Raw genomic sequence first — 14,593 nt, forward strand, 5'->3', positions numbered from 1 at the left:
AAACATAGATGCTTATACGCGCTCTTTGATGGAGGCGCCGGGGCCGTGACGGGCTCCGGCGCCTTTGCCTTTACAATGGGGGCATGGAACAGATTATTTTGAACATACTCGAGGCTCTGCGTCGCGGTGAGACCGTGGACGACAAGGCGCTCGTCAAACTGATACATGCCGAGGCGCGCCGTGAGGGTGCCGACAAACGAGATCTGGCCAAGCGCCGTCTGCTGCCGTTCTACCAGCGGGTTAAACGTGAGAAGCCGGCTCGTTGGGCTGGATGGAATGTCGATGCCGAGCTGGAGCGTCAGCTGCTGCAGGTGCTGCGCATGAAGCCGCGCCGCACGGCTTCGGGCGTGGCGACCATTACCGTCATCACCAAGCCGTGGCCCTGTTCGGGCGATTGCCTGTTTTGCCCCAACGATCTGCGCATGCCCAAAAGCTATCTGCATGCCGAGCCGGCATGCGCCCGTGCGGAGCAAAACTGCTTTGACCCGTATTTGCAGGTGAGCGCTCGTCTGACCGCGCTTTCGCAGATGGGGCATGCGACCGACAAGATAGAGCTCATCGTGCTCGGTGGCACCTGGAGCGACTATCCGCAAGGGTATCAGACGTGGTTTATGTCGGAGCTTTTCCGTGCGCTCAATGACGATGCCGTGGCTGGTGTGGCGGCTAACCCCATGTTGGCGCGTCCGGGCATCAGCCGTGCCGAGGCGGGGCGCCTGCTCGATGACGCGCCCGCCGATGCCCTGCCGCCGGTGGTAACAGAGCGCCGCGAGCGCTATCGGGCTGCCGCCATTGCGGCTGACGAGGCTGAGCTTGCTGCCGGCGTTGCCGACGAGCAGGAGCGTGTGGATGCTGCCGTGGGCGGCTATAACCGCGCGGTGCGTCGTCTGTACGGCCCTGGTACGCCGTGGGGCGAGGTTGCCGAGTGGCAGACGGCAACGATGGAGGAGCTCGAGCGTCAGCAGCACATCAACGAGACGGCGAAGCATCGCGTGGTGGGGCTCGTTATCGAGACGCGCCCCGATGCAGTAACGCCGCAGGCCCTCACGCTCATCCGCCGCCTGGGCTGTACCAAGATTCAGATGGGTATCCAGAGCCTCGACCAGCACCTGCTCGATATCAACGAGCGTCGTATTTCGGTGGCGCAGATCGAGCGGGCGTTTTCGCTTGCGCGCCTGTTTGGCTTTAAGATCCACGCGCATTTTATGCTTAACTTGCTGGGCGCCACGCCCGAGGGGGACAAGCGCGACTACGAACGCTTTATGACCGAAGGGGCCTTTATGCCCGACGAGGTCAAGGTTTACCCGTGTGCGCTCATCGAGGGCTCGCGTCTGGTGGGCTGCTATGAGCGCGGCGAGTGGCGCCCCTATACCGAGGAAGAGCTGCTCGATGTGCTGGCCGACGACATCGTGGTGACGCCGGCGTTCTGCCGTATCAGTCGCATGATCCGCGACTTTAGTTCCGACGACATTATGGTGGGCAACAAGAAGCCCAACCTGCGTCAGCTCGTCGAGAATCGCCTGGCGGCTCGTGGAGAAGGCGCGGTGGTGCGCGAGATTCGCTATCGCGAGATCAGTACCGCGGGTGCCGAGTTGGATGAGCTATCTCTTGATGAGGAGGTGGCGTACGAGACGCCGGTGACGCACGAGCGCTTTTTGCAGTGGGTGACGCCGCAGGGCAAGATCGCGGGCTTTTTGCGCCTGTCTCTGCCCGACCATTCGTTTGTTGCTGCACATACGGACGAGTTGCCGACGATGCCGGACGAGGCGATGATTCGCGAGGTGCACGTGTATGGCATGGCTGCGCGCGTGGGCGATCAAGGCCAGGCGGCCCAGCACCATGGACTGGGGCGGTTGCTCGTAGAGCGCGCGTGCGAGATTGCCCGGGATGCGGGTTATGCGCGTATCAACGTGATTAGCGCGATTGGCACACGCGAGTACTATCGCCATCTTGGATTTTATGACCATGGCCTTTATCTGCAAAAGGAGCTCTAGATGAACAAGCCGAGTGTTTCTGCTGGCGTCGTTGCCGGCGTTGCTCTGGGAGCCGCGGCGCTTGGTGCGGCCGCCGTCGCTGTTCGTGCTGCCTGTCTGCAGGTTGCGCGAACCCGCAATGGGTTGGCGCGTGTGAAGCGCATGCACGATGAGAGCGGTGACGAGGTCCGTGTGCTCGTGCAGGGCGGCGTCTACCAAAGTGCGAGCTACGTTGGCGAGCGTTGGACGGAGCCCGTCTTTGCGTACTATCGTGCGTTTGACGATGTGTTTGAGGCCGAGGGCGCAATGCGTGACGCTTATAGTCACGGTATCGACCGCATGCTTATGCTGGGCGGCGGCGGGTTTGCCTATCCTAAGTTCGCTCTGATGTCGCACGAGGGCTTGCGCATGGACGTTATTGAGTATGACGGAGAGATTACGCGCCTGGCGCGCCGCTGGTTCTACCTAGACGAGCTGGAGCGCACGGCGGGCGATCGCCTGCGGGTGATTACCGCCGAGGCTCGCTCGTATCTGGGTGTGACGAGCGTGGGCCATCGTCGCTACGACGTGGTCGTGAGCGATTGCTTTGGCGGTGCCGAGCCCGTGCGCGAGCTGGCGACCGTTGAGGCGTTGCATCTGGTGCGGGGTGGCTTGAACCCGGGCGGCATCTACGTGGCTAATATTGTGAGCGCGAACGAGGGGAGCGATGTGTCGTTCCTGCGCGATTGCGCCGCCACGACGCTCGAGGTGTTCGATCACGTTTGGGTGGTGCCCTGCGGCGATGCGGAGTTCGGCGGCGAGGAAAACTACCTGCTCATCGCCAGCGACGGCGACTATGCCTTTGCCGAAGCCGTGCCCTTCGACACCGACTTCCTCGGCACCGTCCTTCATGACAAGTAAGTCTCCCCGTCCCAAAAAGACTGGTTTTAGGCGTGGTCGCGCCAGCTGCGGACACGCTGCTTCATGCCCTCTATGTCGAGCACGCCTTCGGCAAAGCCCTTGCGCACGAGCTCTTCGGGAACGAACTCATCGTAACGATCAAAGTAAGGTACCTCGCCGGGATAGACGAGCTCGATGGAATCGAAGTCCTTTTCGGCCTCGGCGGCGAGCACCTCAAAGAACGTCTCCTCGTCGGCCTTCATCTTAAACTGCATAAAGTACGGGCGTGACGGGTCGAGTCCGCGAAGGCCCAGTTCAGCGGCGCATTTGATTTTAAGCATGCGCTCGAGTGCTAGGAAGGCGTAGCTGCCCAACCAGGGGAAGAGCACCCAGGTGTCGCCACCCAGGTTGATGAGCGGCTTAGTTCCCGCGCCCGAAATCTCGGCGGTATGACGAGCCTGCGCCAAGCGAGCCCGTGCGTTACCCATAAGGTACGGATATACTGCGTGCTCAGTGAGCGCTTGGCGCATGCGCTCGAGCACATGCGTGTTAATGTCGCCGGGGCAGTCGCCAAAGTAGGCCGGCACCCGGCCCTTGACCTGCGTGGCAAAGACAGTGTGGCGCTTCCAGTCCACTTCCTCGACAATCCAGCAGTGTCCGGCGATGGCGATGCGCTCACCGGGCGGGGGCGGATTAACGATCGTGCCCAGCTCGGCCGATTCGCTCCGGACGGTAAACTCCTCGTTTTCCTGGAACACGGCGTAGAACTTAAAGTTGTTAATGATGCGCTCGCCCGCGAGACCCACGATGAGCCCGCCACCTTCGGTGACCTGGATATGGTCGATCTTAATGAGGTGACGTAGCAGCACACGGTAATCGTCTGCCGAGACACGGTGGAAATAGCTGAGCGTGAGCACGCGCTGGGCAAGTTCGGCCGGCGTGAGCTCGCCGGTGCTGGCGAGGGTCGACATAGTCTGGTGATAGAGCAGGCTGTAGGGGAGACGATCGAGCTCGGGTGGCTCGACCCACTTTTCCTCGCGATAGAGTTGTACGAGCGCGATACCCTGCAGGAGCTTCCAGGGAATGGTTTCGGGCATCATCGTGCGCGGCTCGGGCTCTTCCTCGCGCATGACAAACCACATCTCGGGCGGAAGATCGCGACGGCCTGTGCGCCCCATGCGCTGCAAAAAGGAGCTGACGGTAAACGGCGCGTCAATCTGGAAGGCGCGCTCCAGGCGGCCGATATCGATACCGAGCTCCAACGTAGAGGTGGTGACGGTTGTCTGCGTCTGCTCCTCGTCGCGCATGAGCTCCTCGGCCGTCTCGCGTAGCGATGCCGAAAGATTGCCGTGATGGATGAGAAAACGGTCGGGCTCGTGCCGGCTCTCGCAGTAGCTGCGCAGCATGGAGCACACGGCCTCTGCCTCCTCGCGCGAGTTGGCAAAGACCAGGCATTTGCGGCCGCGCGTATGCTCAAAGATATAGCCCATGCCGGGGTCGGCGTTGTCGGGCGCCGTGTCGGTGGGGTTGAGAAGCGCCTGCTCGGTCGCTCGTGGGATGTCGACTTCGCCCTCGGGGGCCGAGGAAGTGCGACGGTCTTTGGGAGCGGCCTTGTCCCGCGCCTGCTCACGACGTTGACGGTGTTCTTCCTGTGTAAGCTGTCCGCTGTGGCACATGTCTTGTCCGGATGCGGGCAGCGCCGCGGGCGCCGCCGTCTCAATACGCTCGCAAGCAAGCACCTCGGCTTCTTGTGGACCTGTGCCTACGAATCCTCGTTGCTGAGCCTGGGGGCCCGAGTTGTAGAAGTGCTCCATGGAGATGCGCCACACGCGACGCGGTTCCTCAAAGCGGGGGATAACGCAGTCGCGCCCCGTTCCCTGCGAGAGAAAGGCGCCCGTGCGCTCGGGGTCGCCGATGGTGGCCGAAAGGCCAATGCGGCGGGGCTGCACGCCTGCCATGCGCGAGAGGCGCTCGATAAGACAGAGCGTCTGCCCGCCGCGGTCGCCGCGCATGAGCGAATGGACTTCGTCGATAACCACATAGCGCAGGTCGCAGAACATGCGCGGGATCGCCATGTGCTTATGGATTAAGAGCGCCTCGAGCGACTCGGGCGTAATCTGCAAGATGCCGCTTGGCTTTTTGATGAGCTTGGCCTTGTGCGACTGCGAGACATCGCCATGCCAGTGCCAGACGGGGATGTCGGCTTCTTCGCACAGGTCATTGAGACGGACGAACTGATCATTGATGAGCGCTTTGAGGGGGCCAATGTAGAGGGCGCCCACGCTCGTGGGCGGGTTCTCCCAAAATTCGGTCAGGATGGGAAAGAAGGCTGCCTCGGTTTTGCCGGAAGCCGTGGATGCCGTCAGGAGCACATTATCTTGCGTGTTAAAGATGGCATCAGCTGCCGCAACCTGGATAGAGCGCAAGCTCTCCCAATCGTGGGAGTAGATGAAGTCTTGGATAAACGGGGCGTAGCGGCCAAAGGCGTTCACGAGGCCTCCTTTCAAAAGCGAATCTCTCAACGCGGCGGGCAGTGGCTTGCTGCATTACTGCTTCAACGTTTGCCCAGATAGAGCCTGCCAAAATAAACCTGTCCCTTTTTGGCAGGTTAGATGGTGAATTCGGCGAAGTTACGGTCGCCGCCTGCGGTATCGGTGTCGCCTGTTGCGGCTGCCGGCGCCAGCGCGTCGCCGCCGACGCTTTGCAGCAGCTCGGCCACGTTGGCGTCGGGGTTTTGGCATAGGATGTCGAGCAACTCGATAAAGTCACGAATGACTTCACGCGGCGTCAGATGCGTGTCGGCTCCCACACGACCGAACTCGATCTTGAGGAAGTCCACCAAGTCGTTCTCGGTAAGCGTGGGCGTCCAGCCAAAGTAGCCGGCGTGAATTTGCATGAGTTTTTCGATGAGCACCAGTAGCTCCTCGTAGGTGAGCGGCTGCAGGCGGATGATGGGCGCGAGCATGTCCTTAAGGTCCTCGCGCGCAAAGCGACCCTGAGCGAGTCGGCTGCGCAGGGCCTCGTAGGAGAACACGCCGCGGCGGCGGTCTTCGATGGAGGTTGGCGTGCCGCCCATGATCATGCCCAGGTACTGCGCCTTGCCCTGGAGCGTGTCGTTGTACATAGTCAGGATCTTCTCGTAGTTGTATTGGCGCGTGATGGCGTTGGGAATCTTATACAGATTCACGAGCTCGTCGATGAGCACCAGCATGCCTTTGTAGCCACTGCAAACCAAAAAGCGCGCAATGAGCTTAACGTAGTCGTACCAGTCGTCATCGCTGATGATGGTCGAGGAGCCCAGCTCGGCGCGTGCCTCGCTCTTGGTGCGGTATTCGCCGCGAATCCATTTGGTCACGCGGCTCATGGTCTCTTCGTCGCCCCCGGATGCGGCCATGCGATAGCGGCGGAGCATGCGGGTGAAGTCGAAGCCGTGGACCATCTCCTCGAGCGGGGCCAGTTGGGCATTGACGACCGACTCGTCGACGTCGGCACACGAGGCGACCCAGCGATCCAGAATAAGGTTGAGCGCACCGCCCTCGGGGCGCGTCTTGGTCGATATATTGCGGATGAGCTCGCGGTAGGTGGCAAGGCCCTGTCCCTGACCGCCCTGCAGGCGGCGCTCGGGCGACAGGTCGGCATCAGCGACGACGAATCCCTCGCCCATGGCGTGCGTGCGGATAGTCTGGAGCAAAAAGCTCTTGCCGGCGCCGTAACGACCGACCAGAAAGCGGAAGCTCGCGCCACCGTCGGCGATGAGACTCAGATCGGTGAGCAGGGCGCGGATCTCGACCTCGCGCCCTACGGTGATGTAAGGAAGGCCGATGCGCGGGACCACGCCGCCCTTGAGCGAGTTGAGAATGACGGCGGCGACGCGCTTGGGCACACGGGGTGCTGCGGATGCGGTATCACTCATGGTCTAAGTATCCTCTCACGTCTGCTTCGTAGTCCTTGATAATTTGCGGTCCTGCTGGGCCAAATTCAATAATGGTGTCGCCCACCAGGTCAAAGAGCGCTTCGTTGATGCTATCGACGAGCATGTCCTCGCTCTGCTCCGACCTCTCCTGCGCCGATGCCGCCTGCGCTGTGTTCTGCTCGAGCAGCGCACGCAGATAGGCGGCTGCCGCAGGCGCGAGTTCGTTCGTGGCGTCAGCGGGCGCAGCCGCTGCGAACGCGGGCGTCGGCGCGAGAAGCGGTGCCACGACATCAAACTGTTCGGTGGATATGGTCGGCTCGTCGTCCTCGTCCTGCCCTGCGGCCGCCGCGACCGCCTCGACCGTCGCGTCGGCTACGGGTTCGGCTTCCGGTTGCCCTGAGTCCGCTGTCTCGGCATCTGCAAGCGTGCCGTCTTCGCGCTCCTCGTCAATCAAAAGCGCCTCGCGCGTTTGTGCGGCAGCGCTCCGAATGTGCCCCAGCTGGCTCAGATCGATATCGATCTTGACGGGCTGGTGTGCGGCGTCCCACGAAAGCCATGCCACAATCTCGTCATCGATAATCTTGGCCAGGTATTTGGGGACCTTTTCTTCCTTCAGGGGATGGGCAGGGTCCAGGGCCAGGCGCAGGCGTTGGTCGCAGGCGCGCATCATCTCGCCAAGTTTGCTGCTCTTTTGCCTGCTGCCGTGAATTCGCATGCATTCCCAAAAACCGTTTTGGCAACGGTAGATATGGATGGGGTCCAGACGGTATTCGCAGTCCTCGTGGCGCTCGGGCGCAAAGAATACGGCCGAGGCAAACATGGTGTAGGGCATGGCCGTCTCCTCCCCAAATAAACTCGCCACGATGCCGGTCTTTCGGTGCGTGTCATAGTAGCGCACCATGCGGACATACACGGCGCATGCCACGTGGCGCAGATCACGGTGGTGGCTGCGGTCGAGCCGCGAGTTACTTAGGTTGTACGTGGAGAGGGCGTTGATGGCGGCCATGAGTCGCTCCTCGCGCACCTCATCGGGCGGAAGGGGGAGCGTGGGCTCGGAGGTTTTGCGACGCTTGGGTGCCGGGTCCGACGGCGTCGGTGCTGGTACAAGGTCTCGTGCCGCGCGCCGCAGCTCGATAAGGGCGTTATCGAATATGACGGTTTTAGAGTCGCGAAGCAGCTTGGGGTCGAGCCCATGGAACACGGCGTAATCTTGCAGCCACACGCGCGCAAACCGGTCGATGCCGGGCTCGAAGGCGCGATAGACATCCCAAAAAGCCTTGATCTTGTTAAAACCATCGAGTGGATTATCTACGCCAATGCCGCAAATCAGCTCATAGAGATACAGAAAGGCAAAGGACGTAGACGTTTCCTCGACGGTTCCGCGGCGCACTTGGGCACGCCAGGTAAAGTAGCCGCGCAACTGTCGATCGCTCATGGCATTGTAGGTGGGAAAGTACGACTTAAAGGTGCCGTAGTAGGGACAGTCGTCCTCAAAGTCGGCCATCAGCAGGCCTTGGCGGTAAAAGAGCTCCGCCTCCGATAGCCAACGTCCCGCGCCGCCTTTGGGATCATCTTGCCAGCGTGATATCTCGCGCATCTTGCGGTACTGGTCGGGGAGGAAGTTCTGCATCTGACGACCGGTCTTGAGAATCGGCTCGTCTGCGTAGGTTTCGTTTGAGAAGCGGGCGGACTGATGGGTCCGGGCCTCGGCCATAATGCGCTCGATGAGCATCTTGATGTCCTGGTCGGCCACCGCTCCTCCTCTCGAACGCAGCTACGGTGACCTCATATCATAGCACAGCATCAAACAGATGTTCGAGATACCGATGCGTTGATAGATTTAGAACAGGAGGGCGTAGATGACGGCGATGACGACGGAGGGAAGCATATTGGCCGTGCGGAAGGTCTGAGGACGGATGAGGTTGACGCCGACACAGAAGATGAGCATGGAACCTACGAGCGAAAGGCTGTTGAGGGCAGCTGTGGTCATGATGGGGGAGAGCGCGCCGGCAAACAACGTGATCGTCCCCTGGAACACGGCGACGGGCAGGGCGGAGAAGATGCAGCCGCGGCCAAGCGAGGCCGTCATGGTGCAGACGATGATGCAGTCCAGTGCGCCCTTGAGGGCAAGCGTTGACCAGTCGCCGAGCAGGCCGTCCTGGATCGATCCCACAATGGCCATGGCGCCGATGCACACGGTGAGTGAAGTCGAGACAAAAGCGTTGGTGAACCTGTTATCGCCCTCACTGCCAGTCTTGCGCTTGAGCCATTCGCCAAGGTTCTCGATGGCGGCCTCCAAGTTGATGGCCTCGCCGATGAGCGAACCGAGCGCAAATGAGACGATGAGCATGGTGGTACCGGTGGTCGCTAGCGCCTTTCCATCGATGATGAGCATCTTTTGCATGGTGCCGCCCAGGCCGATAAACAGGACGCACAGCCCCGATGCTTTCATGAGCGTGTCTTGGATGTGCGGTGTAATGAAGCGGCCGCCCGCTAATCCCAAAAGACCGCCCGCAACTAAAAGCGCAACGTTGATGATTGTTCCCAAGCCCGGCATGAGCCCTCCTGTATTGATGCCAACGTGGCAATCGTAGCAGAACGAAATGCGAGGCACATCGCGACTCATCTAATACGTTATATAAGTGGTATTAGGAATGATGCGCAGCATTTAAGCCTCAGGTGGTTGTCGGGACATAGGGGTAGTAGTCAAAGCGCAGTGTCATAAGCCGCTGCGGGGATTCAGTAGCCGCGGCGATGATATTGGCATCGCGGGCACGATCAAACCCTTCGAGTTCGATCTGATACGAAACGTCTTGCATAATGTCCAGACGTCGCCAGGCTAGAAGTGTGTCGCCATCGAATTCCAAGGTCTTGCCTCCGTCTGGGGCAACGGCGTATAGACGCAGTTTAGCGGTGGTTGCAGGGTCGACAACCGTGACCTTTTTAATTTCGTTTCGAGTATTCTTGGCGCCCAACAAGGTGAGCAGTGTTGGGGCCACGACCTCGCCCGATGGCAAAAAGACGACTTCGATGGATTCGGGAAATGCGATGATGGCCGACTTGCGGACGGGCTGATTGGCGGCGGCAACTTCGATGTTTGCAGCATCGATGACCTCTGTGTGGTCGAGGGCGGCAAGCACGCAGCAGTTACCTTCATCGATCTCCTGAGGATCAGCAAGCCCCAGACTGTCCGCGAGCTCGGGATCGTTTGGACCGGTAGCGGGCTCATTCGGTGCTTCGAAAGAAGCTGGGACGCTGTTTGTCGGCGACGGCGTGTCGCCCGCACCTGCTTCTTTGTCCGTGCTCTCTTCTTGTATGGTTGCGTTGATGGGTTCGTCGTTTGAGGGGAGCGTCTTGGCGTTAAGCGCGGAGGGGAGAATTCCGACGGCTCCGGATCCGTTCCACTCCATCTCGAGAAGCGCCGGGTCGGCAAGAATGCGTTGCCTGCTTTGCGCGTGGGTATCGACTTCAATAGGGCCTGCCTCTGTCCCTCGTGTAAGGCTGAGTGATCCGGCTGGCTTCTCGAAATGAGCGTCTGTGTCTTTGGTGCTGACGGCGTAGAACAGCAGGGATGCTTCTCCCGCCGCGATGGCATCGGTGCCGGCTTTGGTCAGCCGCAACGATGCCGTGAATGAGAGGGTGGGCTGCGTGTCGTCTGCATTCGCGGCGGCGCAGCCCAGACATATACCGCCTCCTTTCTCGAATAACGCACCGTCGAAGGCGACCTTCGCTCCGTTCGCCGAGTCATCGACCGAAGCGATATCGATGCGCAGCTCTAAATTGCATGAATCGCCATCTGCATCGAGCGCAACCGAGCGCCATGTGCAGACAGCGCACCCCGCCTGGGAGCCGTTTGCCTTGTTCGAACGATTGATATCCACGACTATCGAGCCATCCGTATTACGACGAAGGCATCCCGAGGTTGAGATTGCTGCCTGTGCGATCGAGAAACGCTTGCACGCAATGGCGCTCGACGGATTTGGTGCGGAGCTTAGGGCTGATGGTAAGGAGCCTGCCATGACGGGAGTCGCCCAAGCGGCGACAGGCGTTCCGGTTGCGAGCGCGCCGCAGAGTGCGACGACGGGCAAAAGGTTCTTCGATGCCATGGGGTCTCCTTAGCTAATTTAGTGCGGCCTGTCCGTGTTTCGTTTCTGGCTGCGTTTGATGTGCAGACCGAGGCCGGCGGTTCCCGCGCCTGCTGCCGTGGCGCCTGCTGCCAAGAGCCATCGTCTGTCGTCTGTCTGTGCCAACGGTTCCTCACGGTTGCCGCGGTCGAGCTCCGAGAGGTCGACCGTTACTTGCGTGGCGGCCTGCGCCTGTTCTTGCTGGGCAAAGGCCATGGCTGGCCCAAACGCTAGGATGCTGACGGCGGCGGCCAGGGCGACGGCCTTATGCCGTGTGCGCACCGGGCTCGACCGTCCAGGTGATCGTTGCAACCTGATCGCCTTCGCCGGTTACGTGGAAGATGTCGCGCGTGACGCGGGCGACGTTTCCGCTTGTCTTGAGCTTAATTTTGTCCGTGCCGCCGGCAATGCCCTGGTAGTCCATGTCGAAGGCTGCATTCTTGGAAAGATCGAGGCCCGTCCCCTGCATTGCGGCGCTGGCGTTCTGGAGTGCGCCGTCGGGGCCGACCTTAAAGTCGATGGAGTTCTGCGCGGTTCCGGCCTTGGCGTCGGCGGCAATGGTCCAGGTGTTCATGGCGTCGATCTTCATGTTGGTGACATGGATGCCGTAGGCCGAATGATTGTCGATGGTGGTCGCGTCTTCTGAGGGGCCCTGAAGCGTGCCGTCGGCCTTGGCGACGAAGGGAATAACCGTCGGAACTTTGAACTCAACGTTGTCGATCTCGGTCCTGACCATTACTTTCGTGGTTCCAGCGCGCCCGGCTGCCAGAGCTGGCGTCGGGGCGGCGCCCATTGCGAGCGCGAGCGCGAGCCCTGCGCCCACGACGAGCGCTCTGACTCCGTTCATGTTCCTGGTGATGTCCATGGTCGTTCCTTTCTATTCGCCGCGGGCCGTCCCCGCGATGATTGGACGAATGCTGGTGAATTGCATGCGGTGCCGCGTCGGCCGAAAAAGCTAGTTCTCGGTTTGCTCAACCCGTACCTTGACACGTGTCGGATTGCCGTGGCTGTCGAGGGTCTTGGCATCGAGTGCCTGAATCTCGATGTACGCCTCGCCTTCTTTGATGTCGCCGGCGGGGCACGTCTCGATTGTCTTGCCGGTCTCGACCACACCGGATTCGTACATGGTCTCGTCGTTTTGGATGACGCGGAATCGCTGGGGAAATTTATTGTCTTGGACGTTTTGCACGTTGACGCGTAGCTTGCCGTCCTCCTGTAGTTGAGCGACCGGAGCGACCGAAATCGTCATCATGTTGTCGCGGACGATGGCATCGAGCTCATCTTGGATTTCCCGACGCGTTTTGCCCTCGGCCGTCGTAACTGAAGCGCCCGCCTCGGGTACGGGCTGAGACTGCCAAGCGTATAGTCCTACGGCGACAAGGGCGCAGACGATGGCCAAGCAGGCAACGATGAACTTCTTGCGACGATCCAGTCCTGCAAGGCGGGGCGGCTTCTTCGCACTCATGCGGCGTCCTTGGTGGTGTAGACACGTGCGAACGTGGACGGGTCCGCTCCAAAGAGCATGTGAAGCATCAGGCGGCGCGAGTAGATGAGCTCGTCAAAGTCGTGAGGGAGCTCGATGTCGTGGATACGCGCGATGTGGTGGGCGAGCGCCGAGAACGACTCGGGGTCGCAGATAACATCGGTGGTGACGTGGTAGACCGCCGTATCGGGGAACGCCTCTTCGTCGAAAGGTAGGAGATAGGGATCGTCGTCGACCTCGATGGCGACGCCGTACTGGGGCCAGTAATATGCCATGGGAACCTCCCTGCTTCTGGGGCCAAAACTTCTATCGGTTTTGCCTGTCGACGCCGACCGTATCAGCCGCTACTTGACCAATTTCTGACCAAATGCTTGACGGATTGACATCTCCGCAGGTAAAAGGTGGCAAAAAATACTCCAACTTTTTTCGAGCGACAATCGAGCGGTCGGCGACGGCGGGGCGGTATGTGTCAAAAACATCGTCTGCCGAGGAAGCCTTGCCGTTCGCCGAATTGCACGAACGTAAAAAACGCCAATTATGGAGACGGTCTCGAACACGTCGACGAAACGATGCGGTAACATCTCCCTGCAAACACTGTAGTTAGCTAAAGGGGGAGTTCGCGTGTCTGCAACCATAAAACCCTTCACCGACGAGTTCGAAGAGTATGGCCGCGATGAATCTCGCGCATCGGGCGAAGCATCGAGCATCTCGTTTCCGACAACGGAAGACGAGGTCCGTGCCATTTTGGAAACGCTCCATGCCGAGCGTGTCCCGGTAACGGTTCAGGGCGCCCGAACCGGCCTTGCCGCCGGTGCCGTGCCCCACGGTGGGCATATCCTCAATACTTCCCGTATGAATCGCTACTTGGGCCTTCGCCGCGATGAACAAGGTCAATTTCTGCTGCGCGTGGAGCCGGGCGTTGTGCTCTCGGAGCTGCGTAAGCAGCTGAGCAAGAAGGTACTGCCGACCGCTGGTTGGGACCAGGCATCGCTTGAGGCCTACGAGGAGTTCCAAGAGGCCCCCGAGCAGTTCTTTCCCACCGATCCCACCGAGGCATCTGCCTGTCTGGGCGGCATGGCGGCATGCAACGCCTCCGGCGCCCGCAGCTACGCTTACGGTCCCATGCGCCCGCATATCACGGGACTCCACGTCGCGCTGGCTGATGGCGATTTGCTTGTGCTTCAGCGCGGCGAGGCTTTTGCCCAGGGCCGCCACCTGTCGCTCGTGACGGCAGAGGGCCATATACTCGAGCTCGATCTTCCTGACTACACCATGCCCAAGACCAAAAATGCCTCGGGTTATTTTGTTGCGGACGATATGGACGCCATCGATCTTTTTATCGGTGCGTGCGGCACACTCGGCGTCATTACCGAGCTCGAGATCGCCCTGCAGGCGGCACCTGCGGTCGTTTGGGGCGTGAGCTGTTTCTTTGACAGCGAAGACAAGGCCGTGTCCTTTACCGATTCTGTGCGTCCCGTCCTGTCCCACGCGGCTGCCATCGAATATTTCGATGCGGGCGCCCTGGATATCCTACGTCGCCAGCGCGAGCAGTCGACGGCGTTCGCCTCGCTGCCGGCGCTCGACAAAGACGCCAAGGTCTGTGTCTACGTGGAGCTCGACTGCGACGACGAAGCCCAGGCGACCGAGGAACTGTACCACCTGGGATGGGTGCTCGAGTTCGCGGGTGGCCGCGACGATGCGACATGGGTCGCGCGCACCGAGGTTGATCGCGAGTGCCAGCGGTTCTTCCGCCATGCGGTCCCCGAGAGCGTCAATATGCTGATCGACGAGCGTCGCCGCACGGATCCCACCATCACCAAACTGGGTTCGGACATGTCGGTGCCCAATGCACGCCTTGCCGATGTCGTGGCCCTCTATCGCCGCACGCTGGCCGAAAGCGGGCTTGAATCTGCTGCCTGGGGGCACATCGGTAACAACCATCTGCATGTGAACATCCTGCCGCGCGATGCGCAGGACTACCGTCGCGGTGGCGAGCTGTTTGCCCAGTGGGCTGCGGAGGTAACGGCTATGGGCGGTGCCGTTTCTGCCGAGCACGGCGTCGGCAAGATCAAGGCGGGCTTCTTAGAGACGATGTACGGTCACGAGGCCATGGTCGAGTCGGCGCGGCTCAAGCTCCAGCTCGATCCCGACGGGCAGCTGGGTCGCGGCAACCTGTTTTCGGAGAAGCTCTTGGATGAGCTCGTCCAGAAAGGGGGCGCGTGAA

At 60.7% G+C, this 14,593-nt stretch carries 12 protein-coding genes; 3 read left to right on the top strand and 9 right to left on the bottom strand.

The features are described 5' to 3' along the window. Positions 1-83: 83 nt before the first annotated feature. Positions 84-1,991, top strand: a complete 1,908-nt coding sequence (locus I2E13_RS06505) for an elongator complex protein 3 (RefSeq protein WP_195404575.1) — start codon at positions 84-86, stop codon at positions 1,989-1,991. Then, positions 1,992-2,870, top strand: coding sequence for a spermidine synthase (locus tag I2E13_RS06510; RefSeq protein WP_195404576.1), 879 nt, complete (start codon positions 1,992-1,994; stop codon positions 2,868-2,870). Positions 2,871-2,896: 26 nt separating this feature from the next. Here the strand turns inward: I2E13_RS06510 and I2E13_RS06515 are convergent, their stop codons facing one another. The 9 genes from I2E13_RS06515 to I2E13_RS06555 all read right to left on the bottom strand — a co-directional run bounded on the left by I2E13_RS06515 (position 2,897) and on the right by I2E13_RS06555 (position 12,644). Then, entirely contained in the window at positions 2,897-5,341 is a 2,445-nt protein-coding gene (locus I2E13_RS06515) for a DEAD/DEAH box helicase (RefSeq protein WP_195404577.1), read from the bottom strand. 116 nt (positions 5,342-5,457) lie between these two features. Continuing rightward, a complete protein-coding gene (locus tag I2E13_RS06520) occupies positions 5,458-6,762 on the bottom strand; it encodes an ATP-binding protein (RefSeq protein ID WP_195404578.1) in 1,305 nt (434 codons plus the stop codon). Then, positions 6,755-8,515: a TerB N-terminal domain-containing protein gene (locus tag I2E13_RS06525; RefSeq protein ID WP_271817618.1), complete on the bottom strand. Its 1,761-nt coding sequence runs from the start codon at positions 8,513-8,515 to the stop codon at positions 6,755-6,757. Before I2E13_RS06525 ends, I2E13_RS06520 begins: the two co-directional genes overlap by 8 nt. Before the next feature lie 87 nt (positions 8,516-8,602). Continuing rightward, a complete protein-coding gene (locus tag I2E13_RS06530; protein WP_195404579.1) occupies positions 8,603-9,319 on the bottom strand; it encodes a DUF554 domain-containing protein in 717 nt (238 codons plus the stop codon). 118 nt (positions 9,320-9,437) lie between these two features. Further along, a complete protein-coding gene (locus tag I2E13_RS06535; RefSeq protein WP_195404580.1) occupies positions 9,438-10,868 on the bottom strand; it encodes a hypothetical protein in 1,431 nt (476 codons plus the stop codon). An 18-nt stretch (positions 10,869-10,886) separates the two neighbouring features. Next, positions 10,887-11,168 (bottom strand): hypothetical protein, encoded by a 282-nt coding sequence (locus I2E13_RS06540; RefSeq protein WP_195404581.1) that lies wholly within the window; start codon positions 11,166-11,168, stop codon positions 10,887-10,889. Then, positions 11,152-11,751, bottom strand: a complete 600-nt coding sequence (locus tag I2E13_RS06545; protein ID WP_195404582.1) for a hypothetical protein — start codon at positions 11,749-11,751, stop codon at positions 11,152-11,154. The genes I2E13_RS06540 and I2E13_RS06545 overlap by 17 nt, the downstream gene beginning before the upstream one ends. A 90-nt stretch (positions 11,752-11,841) precedes the next feature. Beyond that, positions 11,842-12,351 carry a cell division protein FtsQ/DivIB gene (locus I2E13_RS06550; RefSeq protein WP_195404583.1) on the bottom strand — a complete coding sequence of 170 codons (510 nt, stop codon included), beginning with the start codon at positions 12,349-12,351 and terminating at the stop codon, positions 11,842-11,844. Next, complete coding sequence (locus I2E13_RS06555; protein WP_089573322.1) at positions 12,348-12,644, bottom strand: hypothetical protein; 297 nt, start codon at positions 12,642-12,644, stop codon at positions 12,348-12,350. The genes I2E13_RS06550 and I2E13_RS06555 overlap by 4 nt, the downstream gene beginning before the upstream one ends. A gap of 346 nt (positions 12,645-12,990) precedes the next feature. Here I2E13_RS06555 and I2E13_RS11205 point away from each other — a divergent pair, with 346 nt between their 5' ends. Beyond that, positions 12,991-14,592, top strand: coding sequence for an FAD-binding oxidoreductase (locus tag I2E13_RS11205; RefSeq protein WP_195404584.1), 1,602 nt, complete (start codon positions 12,991-12,993; stop codon positions 14,590-14,592). Position 14,593 lies beyond the last annotated feature (1 nt).

It is taken from the genome of Collinsella aerofaciens (assembly GCF_015554145.1).
In the GTDB taxonomy this organism is placed as follows: domain Bacteria; phylum Actinomycetota; class Coriobacteriia; order Coriobacteriales; family Coriobacteriaceae; genus Collinsella; species Collinsella aerofaciens_AA.

Excerpts from the sequence above, each read along its gene's own strand:
- I2E13_RS06505 (WP_195404575.1), top strand. The coding sequence starts at position 84 with ATGGAACAGATTATTTTGAACATACTCGAGGCTCTGCGTCGCGGTGAG.
- I2E13_RS06535 (WP_195404580.1), bottom strand. The coding sequence starts at position 10,868 with ATGGCATCGAAGAACCTTTTGCCCGTCGTCGCACTCTGCGGCGCGCTC.
- I2E13_RS06545 (WP_195404582.1), bottom strand. The coding sequence starts at position 11,751 with ATGGACATCACCAGGAACATGAACGGAGTCAGAGCGCTCGTCGTGGGC.
- I2E13_RS06520 (WP_195404578.1), bottom strand. The coding sequence starts at position 6,762 with ATGAGTGATACCGCATCCGCAGCACCCCGTGTGCCCAAGCGCGTCGCC.
- I2E13_RS06510 (WP_195404576.1), top strand. The coding sequence starts at position 1,992 with ATGAACAAGCCGAGTGTTTCTGCTGGCGTCGTTGCCGGCGTTGCTCTG.
- I2E13_RS06530 (WP_195404579.1), bottom strand. The coding sequence starts at position 9,319 with ATGCCGGGCTTGGGAACAATCATCAACGTTGCGCTTTTAGTTGCGGGC.
- I2E13_RS06550 (WP_195404583.1), bottom strand. The coding sequence starts at position 12,351 with ATGAGTGCGAAGAAGCCGCCCCGCCTTGCAGGACTGGATCGTCGCAAG.
- I2E13_RS06555 (WP_089573322.1), bottom strand. The coding sequence starts at position 12,644 with ATGGCATATTACTGGCCCCAGTACGGCGTCGCCATCGAGGTCGACGAC.